General features: G+C 45.8%; 14 protein-coding genes and 1 pseudogene. 10 read left to right on the forward strand and 5 right to left on the reverse strand.

From position 1 onward, the window contains the following. The 3 genes and pseudogenes from IDJ77_RS05675 to IDJ77_RS05685 all read left to right on the forward strand — a co-directional run. Positions 1-340, forward strand: a pseudogene (locus tag IDJ77_RS05675) (glucosamine-6-phosphate deaminase); the annotation flags it as partial. A gap of 135 nt (positions 341-475) precedes the next feature. After that, on the forward strand, positions 476-1,588 hold the full coding sequence (locus tag IDJ77_RS05680; RefSeq protein WP_191187978.1) for an acyltransferase family protein: 1,113 nt from the start codon (positions 476-478) through the stop codon (positions 1,586-1,588). A gap of 2 nt (positions 1,589-1,590) precedes the next feature. Next, positions 1,591-2,052 (forward strand): DUF2059 domain-containing protein, encoded by a 462-nt coding sequence (locus IDJ77_RS05685; RefSeq protein WP_191187979.1) that lies wholly within the window; start codon positions 1,591-1,593, stop codon positions 2,050-2,052. 446 nt (positions 2,053-2,498) lie between these two features. On the opposite strand, the gene IDJ77_RS05690 is transcribed toward IDJ77_RS05685, so the two are convergent. Continuing rightward, the gene (locus IDJ77_RS05690; RefSeq protein WP_191187980.1) at positions 2,499-5,084 is read right to left on the reverse strand and encodes a PIG-L family deacetylase; all 2,586 of its coding nucleotides are present in this window, start codon (positions 5,082-5,084) and stop codon (positions 2,499-2,501) included. Between the two features lie 399 nt (positions 5,085-5,483). On the opposite strand from IDJ77_RS05690, the gene IDJ77_RS05695 reads away from it, so the two are divergent. The 5 genes from IDJ77_RS05695 (at position 5,484) to IDJ77_RS05715 (ending at position 11,544) form a co-directional block, all read left to right on the forward strand. After that, complete coding sequence (locus tag IDJ77_RS05695; protein ID WP_191187981.1) at positions 5,484-6,113, forward strand: TetR/AcrR family transcriptional regulator; 630 nt, start codon at positions 5,484-5,486, stop codon at positions 6,111-6,113. A gap of 1 nt (position 6,114) precedes the next feature. Continuing rightward, positions 6,115-7,479 carry a TolC family protein gene (locus IDJ77_RS05700; protein ID WP_191187982.1) on the forward strand — a complete coding sequence of 455 codons (1,365 nt, stop codon included), beginning with the start codon at positions 6,115-6,117 and terminating at the stop codon, positions 7,477-7,479. Between the two features lie 17 nt (positions 7,480-7,496). After that, positions 7,497-8,549: an HlyD family secretion protein gene (locus tag IDJ77_RS05705; protein WP_191187983.1), complete on the forward strand. Its 1,053-nt coding sequence runs from the start codon at positions 7,497-7,499 to the stop codon at positions 8,547-8,549. Positions 8,550-8,554: 5 nt separating this feature from the next. After that, positions 8,555-10,096, forward strand: coding sequence for a DHA2 family efflux MFS transporter permease subunit (locus tag IDJ77_RS05710; RefSeq protein WP_191187984.1), 1,542 nt, complete (start codon positions 8,555-8,557; stop codon positions 10,094-10,096). A gap of 344 nt (positions 10,097-10,440) precedes the next feature. Further along, positions 10,441-11,544, forward strand: coding sequence for a putative phage abortive infection protein (locus IDJ77_RS05715; RefSeq protein ID WP_191187985.1), 1,104 nt, complete (start codon positions 10,441-10,443; stop codon positions 11,542-11,544). A gap of 85 nt (positions 11,545-11,629) precedes the next feature. On the opposite strand, the gene IDJ77_RS05720 is transcribed toward IDJ77_RS05715, so the two are convergent. Beyond that, positions 11,630-12,214 carry a carboxymuconolactone decarboxylase family protein gene (locus tag IDJ77_RS05720; RefSeq protein WP_191187986.1) on the reverse strand — a complete coding sequence of 195 codons (585 nt, stop codon included), beginning with the start codon at positions 12,212-12,214 and terminating at the stop codon, positions 11,630-11,632. A 72-nt stretch (positions 12,215-12,286) separates the two neighbouring features. Continuing rightward, positions 12,287-12,832: a peroxiredoxin gene (locus IDJ77_RS05725; protein ID WP_191187987.1), complete on the reverse strand. Its 546-nt coding sequence runs from the start codon at positions 12,830-12,832 to the stop codon at positions 12,287-12,289. A gap of 185 nt (positions 12,833-13,017) precedes the next feature. Here IDJ77_RS05725 and IDJ77_RS05730 point away from each other — a divergent pair, with 185 nt between their 5' ends. Beyond that, entirely contained in the window at positions 13,018-14,925 is a 1,908-nt protein-coding gene (locus IDJ77_RS05730) for a YARHG domain-containing protein (RefSeq protein WP_191187988.1), read from the forward strand. Continuing rightward, a complete protein-coding gene (locus tag IDJ77_RS05735) occupies positions 14,922-15,566 on the forward strand; it encodes a DUF2306 domain-containing protein (protein ID WP_191187989.1) in 645 nt (214 codons plus the stop codon). Before IDJ77_RS05730 ends, IDJ77_RS05735 begins: the two co-directional genes overlap by 4 nt. A 146-nt stretch (positions 15,567-15,712) precedes the next feature. On the opposite strand, the gene IDJ77_RS05740 is transcribed toward IDJ77_RS05735, so the two are convergent. Next, positions 15,713-17,341, reverse strand: coding sequence for an NADP-dependent glyceraldehyde-3-phosphate dehydrogenase (locus tag IDJ77_RS05740; RefSeq protein WP_191187990.1), 1,629 nt, complete (start codon positions 17,339-17,341; stop codon positions 15,713-15,715). A 129-nt stretch (positions 17,342-17,470) separates the two neighbouring features. Further along, a complete protein-coding gene (locus IDJ77_RS05745) occupies positions 17,471-19,648 on the reverse strand; it encodes a T9SS type A sorting domain-containing protein (RefSeq protein WP_191187991.1) in 2,178 nt (725 codons plus the stop codon). Between the last annotated feature and the right edge of the window lie 106 nt (positions 19,649-19,754).

A 19,754-nucleotide genomic window follows, 5' to 3' on the forward strand; every position in this document is an offset into this window, starting at 1 on the left:
CGTTTGTTTTAATATTATCCTTGCTGCTTTACAGCGTTTAAAGGAAACCGAAGACTGGGTAAAAGATTGCTGGATGTGGCTCTACCGCGGTGCATGGCACGAGTTTGCTACCCACGAAATTGAGATGGCGGTACCTTTATCTCCTGCCGAAGTGATCCGCAAGCGCAACGCGATCTTTAAGCACCAGAGCCAAAAGGACCGCCCCGTGTTCCCCGGTGATGATGCCCGCGAATTTTGGGTGCGTGCCGAGGACCGTAACCGCGAAACCGCCGTTTGCTATGATAAACTCGGTATGGCCGAATATGCGGCCATGGAGGCGTTTGTACGTTTTAAGTTTTAGTAACATAACCACTTTGTCATTGCGAGCGATAGCGCGGCAATCTCATAGGACAATCCGGCATGCAAAGTTCGCCACTTGTCCTATGAGGTTGCTTCGTGCCTCGCAATGACATAGCTCATTAGAATATAATAGTCAATGACCACAGCCCTTACCAAATCTCCCCGCCTGCTATCGCTCGATGTATTTCGAGGCATCACTATAGCAGGTATGATCCTTGTTAACGACCCCGGCGATTGGGGCCATATCTACGCACCGCTGGAACACTCCGTTTGGAATGGCTGCACGCCTACCGACCTGGTGTTTCCCTTCTTCCTCTTCATGGTGGGGATATCTATTGTTTACGCTATGGAAAGCAGGAAGGCAAGCGGCGAAAACCAGTCGAGAATGATACTTACCGCACTGCGGCGCATGGTGGTGTTGATGCTCATCACCTGGTGTACACAAGTTATCCTCCGCTGGAACTTTGATCTGAGCAAACTGCGCCTGCCGGGCGTTTTGCCGCGTATCGCGCTGGTGTATTTTATCTGCACCGTGCTCTACCTTAAAACCTCACAAAAAACGCGCGACTGGGTATTTGTTATCGCATTAGTAGGCTATTATTTATTAATGACCTTTGTCCCCGTGCCCGGCGTAGGTTACGCCAACCTGGAACCCGAAACCAATTTAGGCGCCTGGATAGACCGTACACTGCTTACGCCCGACCACCTCTGGCGCTCCTCCCGCACCTGGGACCCGGAAGGTTTGCTGGGTACATTGCCTGCTATCGGCACCGGCCTGTTCGGTATCCGCGTGGGCACCTGGCTCAAACGCAAGGACCGCGACGACAGCATCAAAGTAAGCTGGATGTTCACCTATGGTGTTATCGCAGTATTGCTGGCCCTGCTTTGGGATCTGTTCTTCCCTATCAACAAAGCCTTGTGGACAAGCTCTTTTGTACTCTACACCGGCGGCCTGGCAACTATTGGCCTGGCCATCTGCTTCTGGCTGATAGACGTGCAGGGGCATAAACGCCTCACCTACCCATTTGTGGTTTTCGGCACCAATGCCATTGCAGCTTACGTGCTGTCGGGCTTTATACCGCATTATTACAACCTGATAAAATGGGACGGGAAATCTATTTACGAGCACTTGTTTGTCCCTTATTTTTCGCCCGTAAATGCATCGCTGCTGGGGGCAATTTTAATTGTGCTGATCCTTTGGTTAGTAATGTGGGTGTTTTATCTTCGTAAGATCTTTATAAAAATCTAAGTATGAAATTTAAACTCTTAATTGCTTTCATCTTATTCTGCACAGCAGTTAAAGCGCAAACCCCGGCGGTTACACCCAAACAATTAAAAGCTGCCGAAGATGTATTGATAGCATCGCAAGCAGATGTTCAGTTCAAAGCGGGTATAACCACTATGCTAAAGCAGGCCAGCTCTTCCTTACCCGAAGATAAACGCGTTAAATTTATTGAAGTGATGAACGCTTTCGTGGCTAAATATATCAGCTGGGACTCGATGAAGGATCAACTGGCCAGCCTTTACGCACAGGAGTTCACCGAAAAAGAATTGACCGACCTGGCTTTATTCTACCGGTCGCCGCTCGGCTTAAAGCTTAATCAGAAACAACCTGTGTTATTGCAAAAAGGCGCCGCATTAGGCCAGCAGGCCGTACAAAGCCACCAGGTAGAACTACAGCAAATGATGCAGGAAGCGTTTAAGGAGAAATAGCCGCCGCAGTTTATACCGTTGAAAGGTGGCACCTACGGAGCCTTTGATTATCGTTTCTTTAGAGCTATAAACACGGTACTCCTAACGGAGTGCGTCACAATAATTAATGTCATGTTGAATTTATTTCAACACCCCATCATGTAAGTAGCCATAAAGCATCGCGGCCTTGCATATCGTCCACCTGCCGTGTGGGGTGCTGAAAAAATTCCAGCATGACGGATGGAGCCCCGATCATTCGTTCTTTATAGCTATAAGCACAATACTCCTAACTGAGTGCGTCACAATAATGAATGTCATGTTGAATTTATTTCAACACCCATCATATAAGTAGCCACAAAGCATTGCCGCATTGCATACCGTCCACCTGCCGTGTGGGGTGCTGAAAAAATTTCAGCATGACGGGGTGTTTGTGCTGTTTCAAGCGGCTCCGGCGGAGCCACCTGTTTCTACTTAAAATATCCTACACCTTCTTTTTTAGGAGGTTTGCTCAGTAAATTCACAAACAAACGATACGCTCCTGGCACGCCAGCAGGTAATTCTCTAAAGAAAACCAGCGAGGTGTACACAAAACGGCCGGCACCATAATCGGCTACGATGAGCGAGCCATTGCTTTGTGCCTCGCCCGGGTCGCCCATTTGCAGCGGGGTTTTGTATTGCGGGTCGATATTGCTTACCATGTATACACTGCGTTCCTGTATCCAGCCTTTAAAATCTTCCAGGGTTATTTTGTTAGGGTAATTCAGCACCGGGCTATCCTTATCTAAAATAGTAACCGGCGAATCCTCGGTTGTCACCCTTTGATTCACCACCTGGAAGGGGTACGGCCCAAGTGCTTTGGTAACCAATCCGTTATTATTATTGTATTGCACCACCAGGTTGCCGCCATTTTTTACATACTCCATCAGCTTTGGTTGCTCGTAGGCCAGGCGCTGGTTCACGTTATAGGCACGCACGCCTATTACAATGGCATCGTAAACACTCAGGTCGCCGTTGATGATCTCGCCTTCGGTTAGCGGATGTACCTGGTAGCCTACTTCGCGCAGGGCATCGGGGATCAGGTCGCCTGCACCGGCAATGTAGCCGATGCGTTTCCCGGCTGTTTTCAGGTCGATGTTTACCAGCTTTGCCTGCGCCGGCGGGAAGATGGTAATGGCGGGGATGTGGTTGTATTTAATACTGAGTAAGCCTTGTGAGAAGGATTTGCCGTTGGCGGTAACAACAACATCCAGGTCTGCCGTATTCGATTTATTGTCTGTTGGTGCGATGGTAAAGTTGGCGGTCCATTCATCGCCTTTTTTCTTGCCGGCAAAATCGGCTTTGCCGGTTATCTTCCAGCCTGCAATTGGTTTTATGCTGACGTTGCCGCTGGCATTGGTATAGCTTTTGAGTTTCACCTGTACAACCTGCGGCACCGAACTATTGTATACGTAAGCTTTTTCGGCTATAGTAGCGGTTACCGGTGGGGTAATTTCCAAAGGCTGGTAGATCTCGCCGCGGGCGGGGTCAACGTATTTAAATTGGACGGGCCTGCTTAGGTTTATGGTTTTATCCAAAATAGTAAACGCAAAGTTTGCTGTAATTGGAAAATTCTCCGGTAGGGACTTTTGTTCAGCAAGTCCGTTGTCGAGGTAGTCGATATTGTAGGAACCAATACTATGGGATTGCTTCAACCAATACGGTTGCGTTATTCCTTTCGCTTTTATTATGTTGTCAACAGTTTTTAAAGTATTTTTTTCAATGGGGGTTGCGTCCCTATTTATTCCGCCCATCGATATTCCCCCTATCGCATCAGCGTCACTAAAGTCCAAATAATAGTAACCGGAAAATTTTATCGCGACATCGCTTCTAACCATCATCTGTGTTCGGATGCGAATGCTATCGCCAACTGCATAGGAAGGTTCTACCGCATAGCTCTCAAACCACAATCCGGCACACGCGGCTATTAACTCTTTTAACTCTTTTGCTTTTTGCTTGTGCCAGTAAGTATATTCCTCCACCGCGCCGGCTTTTAGCCTTACGGTTTGCATGGTTTTATCATTTACAAAATCCATATCCACCTTATCCAGCAGTTTTACCAGTGCCGGTACCGAAGCTTCGGGCGTATCGTCGTTAAAGCTTTTACGGATAGCGGCCAGTTCTTCGCCTATCGGTGCGCCGCCGGGGATGCGGGCCCAGGTGGTGGTTACACCATCCATCAGGTCGGTTTTTGGGGCATCGCCCAGTATCGTTTTAAAATACTCAAAAGCATCGCCACGCTGACGCGCCGAGCCAAAGCCCTGCGTTTTATGGTTGCTGCGGCTTTCGGCGGCTATTTCGCCATAGCTTTCGCCCAGGATGGGGTTGTAGCCGCCAACGTTCAGCTTAAACTGGTCTTCCGATGTGGTGTTGGTATTGCCAAAATTAAAAGTGTTCCAAAGCAGGCGTTTGGCTTGCCACGGGGTAACGCCATTTTTTAATTGTTCGGGGTAGCGTTTCGGGTCGGCCGCGGCGCTGAATGCTTCCTGGGCTAATATGGCTGATGCGGTGTGGTTACCATGGCCGCCTTCGCCTGTTGTAGGGAAACGGCAGATCATTACATCGGGCCTGAACTGGCGGATCACCCAAACCATATCCCCTAATATTTTATCCTTGTCCCAAAACTTCAGCGTTTCCTCCGGGTTTTTAGAAAAACCAAAATCGGTAGCACGGCTAAAGAATTGTTCGGCGCCGTCTACACGGCGGGCGGCCAAAAGTTCCTGCGTGCGGATCAGTCCCAGTAATTCGCTTTGCTCGTTGCCTATCAGGTTTTGCCCGCCATCGCCGCGGGTAAGGGATAAATAACCCGTGCGGTAATGCTTTTCCTGCGCCAGGTAAGCCAGCAGGCGGGTATTTTCATCGTCGGGGTGGGCGGCAATGTAGAGCACGCTACCCAAAACGTTCAGTTTTTTAAAATTCTGTTGTATGGTACCGATATCGCTGGGCGGGGCGGTTTGGGCATTAAGGCTTTGATAAACAAGAAATAAGGCGAGGGTAAACAGCAAAGTACGCTTCATAAGAACAAATATATTATAAACACTTATTAGGCGGATAAGGTATCAATAATATTATATGGGGGTGATAAATGGTTTTGCTTTTTTATGTCAGCCATGGCGATGATTCACATAATCCGAATATCTTACTGGCGAGTTGACTCACCCCCAACCCCTCCCTCCTGCGCAAAGAGGGGAGTTTTTTCTTTCTCTTTTCTTCACCTTCTTTACCGCAGGTAGAGAGGGTTGAACAGCGTAGCGCATTCGGGGTGAGTCAAATATGCGTGCGATTAAGCTAACATTTCAACCGAATTTAACCAATTAATTTCTTAATCATGACTATCAATGTCTTACATTAATTTGACAAAATTAATTTTAATTAATTAATCGATTGATTAATTTTGTGCCGTGATAATAACCACAATGGAAAAAGAGAAGACAGATAAAAAGGATCATATCCTGGATGTAGCGGAGAGGATCTTTGCAGAATTTGGCTACGACGGAGCATCCACCCGTGCTATATCCGGCGAAGCCGGCGTAAATATGGCTATGCTTAATTATTACTTCGGCTCTAAAGAAGGTGTGTTCCTGGCAATTTTTGAACGCCGCATCGCCTACTTCCAAAAATTACTGGCAGAAATTGGTGATGATGGCCATGTGTCTCCCTGGGGAAAGCTGGATAAGTATGTGGATAGCTACGTGGAGCGCGTGGTAAACAACAATTGTTTCCATATTATGCTGAACAGGGAAATCTCCAAAACCAAAAAAACGGAGCTTACCGATAAAATTACCCAAATCATCATGAAAAACGTCATCGTTTTTCAGAACATCATTGCCGAGGGTATTAAAAGCGGTGACTTCAATAAGGACACTGATCAGCAATTACTGGTGGCAACCATATTCGGTACTAAAAACTACCTCATCAACACACCGCATATTTCATCGGTAGTAATGGGTTATGATGTACTGGACAGCCAGGCACAGGAAGAGAAATTAAAGCCCCGCCTTAAAAAATATTTGAAGAACCTTTTGAAAGCTTACCTACAAAACTAAAATGACAACCATAAATAATAGTCCCTTGAAACCTCATCTACTAACAAGAGCTGTTAAGGCCGCGGGTGGTTTTGCTGTGTTAATTACGGCATTACTTATTACCAACCCGGTAGCGGCACAAGACAGAACCATTACACTTGACGAAGCCGTTAAGCTGGGATTGGAAAACAGCAAAATACTTAAGCTATCACAATCGAAGATAGACCATGCGGTATCGCAATTTGAACAGGCTAAGGACCTGGCCCTGCCAACCGGTAACGCCAGCTTTGGCTACAGCCGCGCACAGATCCCGGCCCACAGGCTGGAGTTTGGTGAAGAAAGCCTGAGCCTGCCCAGCAGCGCCAACGCCTACTTAGGTACGCTATCGTTAAACCAGATAATATGGGCCGGCAATAAATTACGCTACGCCCGCGAAAGCACCAACCTGCTTACGCAGGTTGCCCGCCTTGATGCCGTTAACGACCGCGACCAGATAGCTTACAACGTGATCAATGCTTACTATAACCTTTACAAGGTAATACAGGCCAAGAAAGTGGTTGAGCAGAATTTAGCCACTATAGATGCGCAGATAAAACAATCGCAGCGCTTTTTCGACCAGGGTTTGGTTACCAAGAACGATGTATTGCGTTTTCAATTACAGCGCTGCAACATCGAGCTGAACGGTATCGACCTGGAGAACAATCGCCGCATCATCAATTATAATATGGATATCCTGCTTGGCTTACCAGAAACTACCCAGTTGAGTATTGCCCAGATTACGGAGGCCGACAGATCTGCAGCGCCTTTGGCAAACTATATTGATACCGCGCTTGCACACCGTGCAGAATTACGCCAGATGGACCTGCGCACCCAGGTTGCCGAAACCAATATCAAAAGCATCCGGGCAAATACATCGCCAACGCTTTCGGCTTCGGGCAGTGCCTACTATGTGGGTGTAGCGGCTAACCCTATCCCAAAGAGCGGTAATTTTATTACCCCGATATCATTAGGTGTTACCCTTGGCTGGAATTTCGGTACGCTGTGGACCAACAAAAACAAGGTTACCGAAGCACGTTTACAACGCGAAGAAGTGATCGTAAACAAAGGCATCTATACCGATAACATCAAAAACGAGGTGAACCAAAGCTATCAAAACTATAAAACGGCGATAGATAAGATCAACCTGCTGCAAACATCGATCAACCAGGCTACGGAGAATAACAGGATCCTGGAATCGAAATACAAGAGTAATATCTCATCGGCTACCGATCGTGCCGATGCGCAAACCTTGCTTTACCAGGCCGAAATTAACCTGGAACTGGCTAAAGCTGATGCAGGCCTTGCTTACTACACTCTATTAAAATCAACCGGAACACTTAACAAATAATACAAAATCAAAATAAAATGGCAACTCAGGAAACAGAAACCAAAAAGAAACCAAACAGAGTTCTTCCTATCATATTGGGGATCATACTTGTCGGTGGTATCATTTTCGGTGTAAAAGAATACATATATTTTAGTAAGCACGTTGATACCGACGATGCACAGATAGACGGTGATATAAGCCCCGTAGTAGCGCGCGTTGGCGGCTATGTGGATAGCATTATGTTCGAAGAAAACACCCACGTAAACAAAAGCCAGCTGCTGGTGAAAATAGACCCGCGCGATTATCAGGTTAAACTGGAGCAGGCTCAGGCAGCACAAGTAGGCGCAAGCGCTAACATTGGCGTTGGCGAATCGCAGATCTCTACCACCGCGGCAAACTCATCAAGCGCTAAAGCGGAAGTAACATCGGCAGGTGCCCGGTTAGATAAGGTACGCAAAGACTACGCACGTTACGCTAACCTGATTAAAGATGGATCCATAACCGGCCAGCAATTTGACCAGGCAAAAGCCGATTTAGAAGTGGCGCAGGCAAATTACAATGCAGCAAAAGACAAATATAAAGCTGCTTTGGAGCAGGTAGCTACCACCCGCAGCCAATTAAAGGTTACCAATACCGGCGTAACGCAGAAACAAGTGGATATCGACTACGCTAAGCTACAGCTCTCTTATACAGATATCAAAGCGCCTGCAACAGGCGTGGTATCTAAAAAGAATGTACAGGTGGGCCAATTGGTACAGGCCGGCCAAACCTTGTTTTCGATAGTGAACGATAACAGCATTTTTATCACCGCCAACTTTAAAGAAACCCAACTGGAGAAAATTAAGAACGGGCAAAAAGTTGATGTAAAGGTTGATGCCTACCCTAATCTTAAAGTAGAAGGTACGGTTTACAACTTTTCGCCTGCTACAGGTGCTAAGTTCTCGTTACTGCCACCGGATAACGCTACCGGTAACTTTGTGAAAGTTGTGCAGCGCATCCCGGTAAAAATTAAACTGACCGGAAGCAAAGAAGACCTTGCGAAACTACGCCCGGGTATGAGCGTTGATGTTTCGGTAAATACAAAAGACTAAATAACATGGCTGAAACTGGCTTTAAAAAATGGATAATTACCATTACGGTAATTATGGCATCGCTGCTGGAGCTGATAGATACCACCATTGTAAACGTAGCGATACCGCACATACAGGGTAACCTGGGCGCCACGCTGGAAGATATTGCATGGGTGGTAACCGGCTACGCGGTTGCAAACGTAATCATCCTCCCCATGTCGGGATGGTTGGGCGGGCGCTTCGGCCGCAAACAGTACTTTCTTGCCTCTATCATCGTATTTACCATCGCATCGTTTTTGTGCGGTAATGCAACCACGCTGGATGAACTGGTGGCCTTCCGTATACTACAGGGTATTGCCGGTGGGGGGTTAATATCTACCGGGCAAACTATCCTGATAGAGACCTGGCCGCGCGAGCAAATTGGTACAGCTACAGCGCTGTTTGGTTTAGGCGCGGTAGTAGGTCCAACTGTAGGCCCAACCATCGGCGGCTGGATCACCGAGAACTACTCATGGCCCTGGATCTTTTACGTAAACCTACCGGTAGGCGCATTAGCTGCCTTCCTGGCCTACACTTTTATTAAAGAAACGCCCAAATCGGAGAAGCGCCCCATCGACTGGTGGGGGATTGGCTTGCTGGCTGTAGCGGTAGGTAGTTTACAAACCATATTAGAAAAAGGTGAATCGGAAGATTGGTTTGCAACAACCTACATCATCGTGTTAACGGTAACTGCTGTTTTAGGAACCCTCCTGTTCATCTGGCGCGAAATGAGTACCGACCACCCAATTGTAAACTTTGCCATTATGCGGCACCGCAGTTTTTCGGTAGGGATGTTCACCTCCTTTATTTTAGGATTCGGGCTGTATGGCTCGGTATTCGTGTTCCCGGTGTTCTGCCAGAATTTGCTTGGCTTTAACGCGCAGCAAACAGGTGAGCTGTTGTTCCCCGGGGGTTTGTGTACCATATTCATGATGCCGTTCATCGGCAAAATGCTTAATAAAGGCATCCCCGCGCAGTTTATGGCTACTGTTGGTATGTTCCTGTTCTTTGTGTTTACCTGGATGCTGAGCAATTCAACCCTGGCAACAGGCGAGAGAGATGTATTGATACCCTTGCTGATACGCGGTGTGGGTATGGCTTTATTGTTTGTACCGCTAACCACGCTGGCCATGGCCGATTTGAAAGGCGCAGAAATTGGGCAGGGCTCGGGCTTAAACAACATGATGAGGCAGTTAGGCGGATCCTTTGGTATAGCAGCCTTAACAACTATTATACATATTCGCCAGGGCTTTCACCGCAGTGTGCTGATAGAGCACGTAAACCCGTATAACCCGGCATTTACCGAAAGGCTGCACATGCTTACGCAAGGTTTTATGGCTAAAGGTAAATCAATACTGGATGCTACGCATATGGCTTATGCTGCTATAGAAGGAACGGTGATAAGACAAACAATGTTGCTATCGTATGATGACGCCTACTGGATCTCGGGCCTGGTGATGCTGTTCTCCATACCACTACTATACCTGCAGCCATTTAAGAAGCTGAAGGCGGTTACCGATTCGCACTAAAAAACAAAACCGTTCAGTCTTGTCAACTGAACGGTTTCTCCAAAAAAATCAACAATTAAATTTGTAATCCCCCTCCGGATTCACAAAGTGTTAGTTAAAAAAAATTATGATTAAGAGAGGTGTTATAATCTTATGCTATAAAATTAGTTGTTTTTAATTAACAAACCCAAATTTAATTTCATATTATTTTCATGTTGACTGTTTTGATAAAGAAGGGGCGCCCAAAAGGAGGCGCCTTTTTTTATTAAAGATTCGTAATAGGCACCTATGCACTCTCAAATAATCACTTTACCATCGTAATACATTTAAATGGTGTAAATAATTATATTAGGTAAATTATTCATATGAAAACTTTTTTTTCTTCTTGGTGGATTGTCTTACTCATATTTTTCTCATTCGTTATTGCTGCCATTTACCTTAGATATCTTTCAATTTGGACAATAGTTCAATATTATAGTTATATCCATCACCCTGAAAAGTTTAATACAGAAACGACAGCCCAGATTGGTGATACAATAGGAGGAACAACGGCCCCTTTTATTGCTTTACTTGCCGGATTTTTGACTTTCATTGCATTCTGGGCACAACTACGCGCGAATAATCAAGTACAAGATCAGTTCAAATTGCAACAGTTTGAATCGCAGTTTTTTGAAATGATTAGATTACACAAAGAGAATATCAATGAAATGAAAATTGCTGGGTATAGTTATTTAACTGCTACTACTATTTCAAAAAGCGATGGAAATGAGACCATTAGTCGAACCCAAATCGAGCGATCTATTGAGGGGCGTAAAGTATTTGTTTCGATGGTTAAAGAATTAAACGCCTGCTTCGCCGTATGCAAAAGTTGTGGAGATAAATTTAATATCCCACAAGGGGACCTCAAAGAAATAGCTTATCGACTATTTTTTTTTGGTTCTTTTTCAAGCCTCATAGACGACCATGGACACGTAGATTTCATAGCAGCCTGCAGGGTCAAACTTAAAGAGATTCGAATTGAACATAAAGATACTTTTGGAGGAAAAAAAGAATTTTTAGTAGGTGGGCAAAACGTAGATCTTCACATTAAATACGCACCGTTTACAGGGCATGAATCCCGTTTGGCGCACTATTACCGTCATTTATTTAGTGCGGTAAAATTCGTGGTCAGAAAAGAACAAGAACAACTCTTTACCTATGAAAAATCTAGAGAATATTTAAAGATTGTTCGTGCTCAAATGTCAAATGATGAGCAAATATTACTTTATCATAATTATATATCAGGATTAGGCGAGGCTTGGGAGAAAAGCCAAAATCGATTTTTATCGAGATATAGAATGCTTCATAACCTACCTTTAAATCGAGTAAGATTTGTAGAGGCCCCCCGATTACATTTTCGAGAAAGGATTTTGGAGATTAAAAAACAATCAAAAGGCAATGATCCGATGTTCGAATGGGGCGACGAATAATTATCCTCCAACAGCCGCAATAAAATTAATAAACCCTGAAACGGGCAATAAATTTGACTGTTTCAGGATTATAATAAGCAGCCTTTTAAAAAACAATCTTCCCGGTAGCAGTTACCAACGATGCTATACGTACCGCATCAAATATCCGCTCCTCGGTAGTACCAAGTTTTATCAGCGAATCTTCGTGCGCGTTCACACACATCTCGCAACCGTTAACGGCAGATATAGCCAGGCTCATCAGCTCAAAAAATTCTTTCCCGGTTACCGGCTTCATCATCAGCTGCATACGGATCCGCGCAGGGATCTGGGTATACTTTTCCTTCTGCGTAAAATGCCTGAAACGGTAAAATATATTATTTGATGCCAATAACGACGCACAACCGGCGGCCTCTGCAACATCGGCAGCGGTAGCACCCTGCGCTTCGGCGTATTGAGTGTAGTAGTTGGTAAGCGGCAGGTTATTGTTGTTTACAGCGGCGCTTAGGCCCAGCAGGGCGCATTCCTTTTCGCTCAGGTGGGCCGATGTAAGGGTGCTGGTTAAATTCAGCTTAAAATCCCTCAAATAGCGCGACTCGCCTTTTTCCAGCAAAGTAAGGCTGGCGGTACGGTAGGCAGTATCCAGGTTAAGGCTCTGTAATATCTCTTGTATAATCTCGGTACTTTCGTTCATGGTAAATATGTTATGGTATAAAAAAGCCCTGCACCTAAGGGCACAAGGGCTATATATATAGGGGTAGTAAAATTAAACGGTTAACGTTTCCTCGCCTTTTTCCCAGTTACATGGGCAAAGCTCATCTGTTTGTAAACCATCAAGCACACGTAAAACTTCTTTAACGTTACGGCCAACGCTCAAATCGTTAACACATACCCAGCGGATGATACCGGTAGGGTCGATAATGAAGGTAGCGCGGTAAGCGATCTTTTCGTTTGGCTCCAAAATACCCAGGTCTTCGGCTAATGATTTTGAAGTATCGGCAAGCATCGGGAATTTAAGATCGCGCAGATCGTCGTGGTCTCTTCTCCAGGCAGCGTGTACAAATTCAGAATCGGTAGAAGCACCAATTAAACGGGTTTCGCGGTCGCGGAACTCACCATAGTTTTTGTTGAACTCGGCAATCTCTGTCGGGCACACAAAAGTGAAATCTTTTGGCCACCAGAACATTACGGTCCATACGTTATCATCATTCACCAAAAAATCAGATGTGATGGTTTCAAACTCTTTACCTTTTTCGAGGCTTGTTACGGCTATTTTAGAAAACTTTGGGAATTGTTGTCCTATTGTCAACATAATGGATGTTTTATTAAAATTTATGCAACAAATATAGGGCTTTTGGCGCTGTGTTTTTATCTCAATTATCTATGGCATATAGAGAAATGCTATAGTGTTTAAAACACACCATCGTAGGCATTTAGCGCTGATTGAGCCGGGCGAAAGAACTTTTATAACTAATTTTATTTGCTTATCATTATCACATGAAAACCAAACCTATCCTTATTGCGGCAGCCGTTGTGCTGGTAGCCGTTTGCGGCTTTTTGTTTGTTGGATGCAAAACAGCAAAAACAACCGAAAAGGCTGCCATTATTACCTTTTTAAAAGATTTTAACAGCGAAATAAAGGCCGGCAATACTAAAGCGGCGTTGGCTTTTTTTGAAGAAGGGCCCAATACAAAAGCCAACAAGGCGCTTATAAAAGTGCTTTGTGGTAAAAGTGGCATCAGCGGAAAAGGCAAACCCCTGTTCAAGGTGAGTTTGGATGTGGACCAGGCAGGTGTCGATTTTACCAATCCCTTGATGGTGATAGCCGTTGTTGCTGCAGAATTTAAACACGACAGTGTAGCCATTGCAGCTTCGCACATTAATTTTACGCTTCACAAGGCTAATGGCAAACAGTACAAAATTTCAACAGCTAAGGTTGATGATTTTGCATCAGACTATGCCCTGTATCAAAATAAGGTGATTAATGCTACCGTGCCCGAAACAGATTTATACAGTGCAGAAACCCTTGCTGCCTTTAAAACAGCCGAACAATTAAAAACCCGTTACGATAGCGTGCTATGGTTTCAACACGTAGATAAAAAGACCTGGTTTTACGTTGTGAAAGGCACTTTGCCGGAGAATTTTTACTGGCAAGACCCTGAGAAACCTACACCCATAGATTATAAGATGGGTTTGGTTGGCCCCGATCTAAAGGAAATTGTACCGGTGGAATACGATATGGTGCACAATATCGGCGGCACTATCGATAGCTTGATAGAGGTTGAAAAAGGAGGTAAAAAAGGCCTTTATAATATGGCCGGCAAGCTGGTGGTGCCGGTAACCTACGACCTTATTTTACCACTAAAAGACAATGAAAACCTCGCAGTTTTAAAAAACGGGGAAGCCTATACCTATCTAAATAAAGAGCTGGCGACAAGCGAAGCTATTGCAGATTTTAAAATAGCCGATGTATTGCCCAGGGTTAAATACATTTCAAACTCTTACACCCTAAGCGAAAAGAGTTACAAAAGCACCATGGAGTATAACGACAGGAACATGACGTCATCGTTAGTGATAGCGCCCTCTTATCTGGTTGAATGGCAAATGCTTGCAAAATTTGTAAACTTTCCAAACCCGTTAAGAAAAACACAAGACGAGGAAGAAGGCCAGGGTAGCCGCTCGATAGATGTAAAATACAATGGTGCCGAAAACGATGAAAGCAATTGGTTTCAAAGCGCATTTTACTCGGTGGTAAATGATTATTTAGGTGGCCGTGGCGGATTATATGAAACCAAGAATGTTTTGGTGGTTGATAAAAAACACAACAAAGTAATGGGATTTGAGGCTGATACCTATTTTGGTGAGGGCGAAGGTGGCGGGCAACTAACCGGCGATTGCAATCAAAACAGCATCAGGGCCATAAACGACTCGCTTTTTGAGTATAAAACCACAGCTATTTTGGAGCAGGACCTGTTCGACAAAAACCAATACATAGAAGAAGGCCCATACTACAATTATCTTAAGCTTGTAAACGGCAAGCTTGTAAAGCTTAATACCAGCAGGATGTTCCCCACGCAGTTTGTGAAGCTTGATGATTCGTACCTGTCCGACTGCTATATGTTTACCTCCATTACAAAGAATTATGAAAATCGTGAGCACAAGACAATAGACCACGCGACCGCCGAAATTTTGCAGGTAATGAAAAACGAGATTTATGCCTCGTATAGGTACCAGTTTAAAAGCTCAAGATGGAATGAGGTGTTTCAACGCTATAAATATGCAGGCAGAGATACCGTTTTAAACGCTAACGTAGACGATTCCTTAACCGCCGTTGATAAATACAACATCGATTTTATAAACCGTAAGCTGCAAATAAAGAAGCCTGCCGTAGCGGCACTGAGATGAGGATTGTAATACGGGTATTGTGGTATTTCGCGTTTTTTTGGGTAATGGTGCTAAGTGCCGGTACTATTATACAATACCTGGATTTTAAGCACGACACCTTTTTCCTGCATATTAAGCAGCATGCGGTAGATACCGGCTGGTACCTACCGGCCTTTTACTGCCATATTTTTGCCAGTAGCGTGATATTGATCATCGGGTTTTTCCAGTTCTCCAAAAAGGTTTACAATAACCGCCCGCTGCACAAAACGCTGGGCAAAATTTACGTGTTCGGTATCCTGTTTATCGCCGCGCCGGGAGCTTATGTGATGACCTTGTTCGTCAACCGTGGGCCGGGCGTTTTCGCTTCTTTTTTAATCCAGAACACGCTTTGGGTAGTCTGCACGCTGGCCGCCTGGCTGCTGGTGATGAAGGGCCGCATTGGCGATCATAAAAAAATGATGCGCCGCAGCTACGCGCTGGCCTTTGGCGCGGTAACGCTAAGATTCTACATCTGGCTGTTTACCACGTTTGGGCATGGTGTTGGTTTCGAGCATAATTACCTCATTATAGCCTTTGCAAGCTGGGTGCCGAACTTGGTATTGGCGGAGGTCATCAATAGGAATGAAGAGAAAACACAGCGCCCCTTACCTACTGGAGAATAAGCCACCATGTCATATCGAGGAAAGCGCAGCGACGAGATATCTTGTTGTATATGCAAGGCGGGATTGCAATGTGGCGAACTTTGCATCATTAACAAGTTCTCTCCCTCGTACCTCGGTTCGAGATGACACGGTGGTTAAAGTATTTCCTACAAAATATACTTCGTACTCAAAAAGTTCGAATCATTATCATTTACAATTTCATTGATAAGCTGTTTATTCGCTTCATTCAGCTTAGTAGCAACCAGCGAGCGGATAGAGAACGACCGCAATGCATCATGCACCGAAAGCGTGCCTTCCGCGCTATCCTTGCGCCCGGTGAAAGGGAATACATCCGGCCCGCGCTGGCATTGGCTGTTGATATTTACGCGGCTCACCAGGTTCACAAATGGGTCTATCAGTGCCGAGATCTCTTTGGCATCGTTGCTAAAAATACTCACCTGCATCCCATGCGGCGAATCTATCTGGTAATCAATAGTTTCTTCAATATCCTCAAAAGGTATCACGGGGATGATGGGGCCAAACTGCTCCTCGCGGTACAGTTTCATTTTCTCGTTAACCGGGTACACCACCGCCGGGAACACGAAGGATTCGGCGGTTACGCCGCCATGCTCGTTCATTACTTTAGCGCCATTGGCTATGGCATCGTCTATACATTCTTTTAGATAGTCAGGCTTATGCGGCTCGGGCAGTGGGGTAAGCTTTACGCCATCCGTCCAGGGCAGTCCGGGTTTCAGGGCACTAACTGCATCGCTTAGCAGCTTTAAAAACTCATCAGCTACCGCTTTATGTACAAATATAATTTTGATAGCCGTACAGCGCTGACCGTTGAAAGACAATGCGCCCAGGATACATTCGCTTACGGCGAGTTTCAGGTCGGCATTTTTGGTAACGATGGCGGCGTTCTTGGCATCCAGGCTAAGCACCGCGCGCAGTCTGTTCACTTTGGGGTGGCGTTTCTTCAGATCGTTGGCTACCTTGCTGCTACCTATGAAGGCCAGCACGTTGATCTTGCCTGTTGCCATCAGCCCCGGCGTAACCACCGCACCACGGCCGTAAACAGTATTTACCACTCCTTTAGGGAAGGCATCTTTAAAAGCCTCCAGCAATGGATAATGCAAAAGCGTACCGTGCTTAGGTGGTTTAAATAATATGGTGTTGCCCATGATCAGGGCGGGGATCAACGTGGTAAAGGTTTCGTTCAGCGGGTAGTTGAATGGCCCCATACAAAGCACCACGCCGAGCGGGGAGCGGCGGATCTGGGCAACCAGTCCTTCCGCCATCTCGAAACGCGAGGATTGCCTGTCGATGTCTTTTAAGCCGTCGATGGTGGCGTTGATGTATTCCACCGTGCGGTCGAACTCCTTGGCAGAGTCGGCGTAGGATTTACCGATTTCCCACATAATAAGTTTTACGATAAGCGTACGCTGCTCTATCATCTTGTACACGAATTTATCCATGCACTTAATGCGGTCAACAATGCTCATAGTGGGCCATTCGCCGCGGCCGTTATCATAGGCTTTCAGGGCGGCTTCCATCGCTTCCATGGCCTCGTATTCTCCGCAAACGGGATAGGTACCAATCAGCTTGCGTTTCAATACACCATCGGCATCAGGCAGCATTACGGGCGAGTAAACTTCGCTTACGTCGCCGCTCCACTGGCGCATTTCGCCGTTAACCAGATATTCGCGCTGGTGAATTTCTTCTATACGGTGCTGGGCAGGGATCTCCTCCTCGGGCACAAACATGGCCCGGAGTTGTTGTTGATAATCTTGCATAGGCGGGGTAGTTTTTATGTAAGCCTAAATTACAATTCTTTGCAGGGGAATGCAAGCATGATGAATTAAGCTATTGTGAAATTGACGATAACGTGGTAGTGGCGATGATTTAAAAAAGCGCGAGGCTTATTACTTACCTCCTATCACCACCTTTTTCTCATAAACTTTGCTGCCGTCTTTTAACTGCAAAACATAAACCCCCTCGCTTAACTTGGTGCTGTTAATGGTCATGATGTTATCTCCCGAGTACAGCCTCATTTTGGAACTGTAAACCTTAACCCCCGCTATGCTGCTAATGGTGATTTCGCCATTGCCGGTGCTTTTTGCCGAGAATCTTACATTGATCAGGTTTGTAGCCGGGTTGGGGAATACCCTAAGCGGGTTGGCGACTAAGGGGTCAACCAGCGGTGAAATATAAGCCGAAAGCCGTGTACATGCAATAGGCAGTTCGGTTGAACCATCCGGCAACTGCCATTTTACGGATAAATTATCGCCGCCTGTACCTGCTTTTTGCAATGTTTCTATATAATACTTTTGGCCGGCAGTTAAAGCTATTGCGGCCGACTTTTGAGACGGGTACTTCCCATATTCCCGGGATAAAGTTGCTGAGAGCACGGTTGCTATCTTTTGTTTACGCATGGGTGTGGCGTCGGTGCTGAGCCAAAATTCGGCCTGGTCGGTTCCTGCTATCCAGAATGTGTAATTACCGGTTACGGGTGGTGTTATCAACCCACGTATGCGCGTACCAAAGTTATCGTCGGCATTGAGGGTCGATTCAAACGCATTAATATGTGTAGTTACCGAGGGATGATCGGGATAGCTGCTGTTGCCGATAAGATCTGTTATTTGTGCCCCGGGGATGTTATTGTACTGTTCTTTGGTAAGATATGCGTCGGTACCGCAATTTGGCGCCGGGGGCATTGTTACCTTCCATATTTTTGGCGACTTCCCGCCGTATTCCAACACATAAATAACATTACCTATCATTTCGGCATCCACAGGATTGTTAAAACCTTCGGCTATGCGGATGGTTTGCATGTCATAATTATCCGTAGCGCTGTTATAAATCAGCTGAATATGCATCAAGTCTTGCCCCACGTCTTCGGCGTAGGGCCCTAATGTGGTTGCAGTAGCTGCAGCGGTCCATCCCATAATAAAGCCATGGCCTTTAAACTCGCTTGTCAGCACGCTATCCTTATCAAATACCAGCCCTAAAGGCGAGCGGTGGCTGGTAAAGGTGGTTATTCTTACACCATCGTCACCTGCATCCCTCACTACACCGCTTACCGAGTCGCGATACTTATCTGCGTCCGGGCCGAGGTTAACAATAGCTTCGATAAAGGGGATGTTTGGTTTTTTTTGATAAGCCGGATCGTTGTAGAAGTACCCGCCTTTGTATGAAATGGAATTTCTATCGATCAGCTTATCTACAGATGGGTTGTAACCCGGATATTGCATAGGGGTATTGTCGCCGCCCATCCGCCATGGAAAACCATAAAAATGCCCCTGCCTTAACCAGTTCAACTCTTCCGCATTGTCGCGGTCGCCTGCATTCTCACAACCATAAAGATTGCCATTCTTATCAAAAACCAGGTCGAAGCTATTGCGCGTTCCATCGGCATACAGGTAGCCCATGGCCGCCAGTTTAGCAGAGTCGTTTGGTAAAATCAAATTACTGGAGTTTATCGGGATGCGAAAAATGGCCGAAGTAAGGGGCTCTTCCCTGAGCCCGGGCCTCAGCCCGCCATTGTTTTGTATTTCGCCATGGTCGGTACGCGATCCGCTGTTAAAGTATAAATAATTACTATCCGGGCTAACGGTTATTCCGCTGAAACCATGATCAAACGCTGTATTTGTTAGGCCATAAGTTTCAGTAGTCATTACTGTGGACCACACCCGCTTGCCCGATGGTTGTTTTACACCCTTCATAATTTTGCCAACATAGCCCGCATTGCCGGTTTTGATATTCCCTATCAGGAACAGCGTGTTGCCTTTAAACGCCATGCCCTGCAATATGGTAATCCCATGGTCTGCCCGGGTTGCCCTTAGGGTACTCACATATTTTCCTCCGCTCTCATGCACATCATAGAAATTACCGTTCCAGTTGATAAATGCAATGCTATGGTCGGTAGGGTCCTGCGCCAATTTTGAGCAATTTGCAGGCACATCAATAAAGCTACTTATGGTGATATCCGGCCTGAGCGGTGTTGGTATTTGCGCACCAACAGTTAGTGCTTTACACAAAAAAAAGCCCGCTAAGGCCGTAATAACAGGGCGCTGTATTTTACAGCGTAGCATTATTAACATGTGATTAAAGGTTATTGATTAACTATAAGTTGCAGGTCTTCAAGCCCGCAGCCAGGGCTGGCTTTACATCAAACAGCTTATAGTAACCAATATACGATAAATTACA

It is taken from the genome of Mucilaginibacter pankratovii, assembly GCF_014773265.1.
Lineage (GTDB): Bacteria > Bacteroidota > Bacteroidia > Sphingobacteriales > Sphingobacteriaceae > Mucilaginibacter > Mucilaginibacter pankratovii.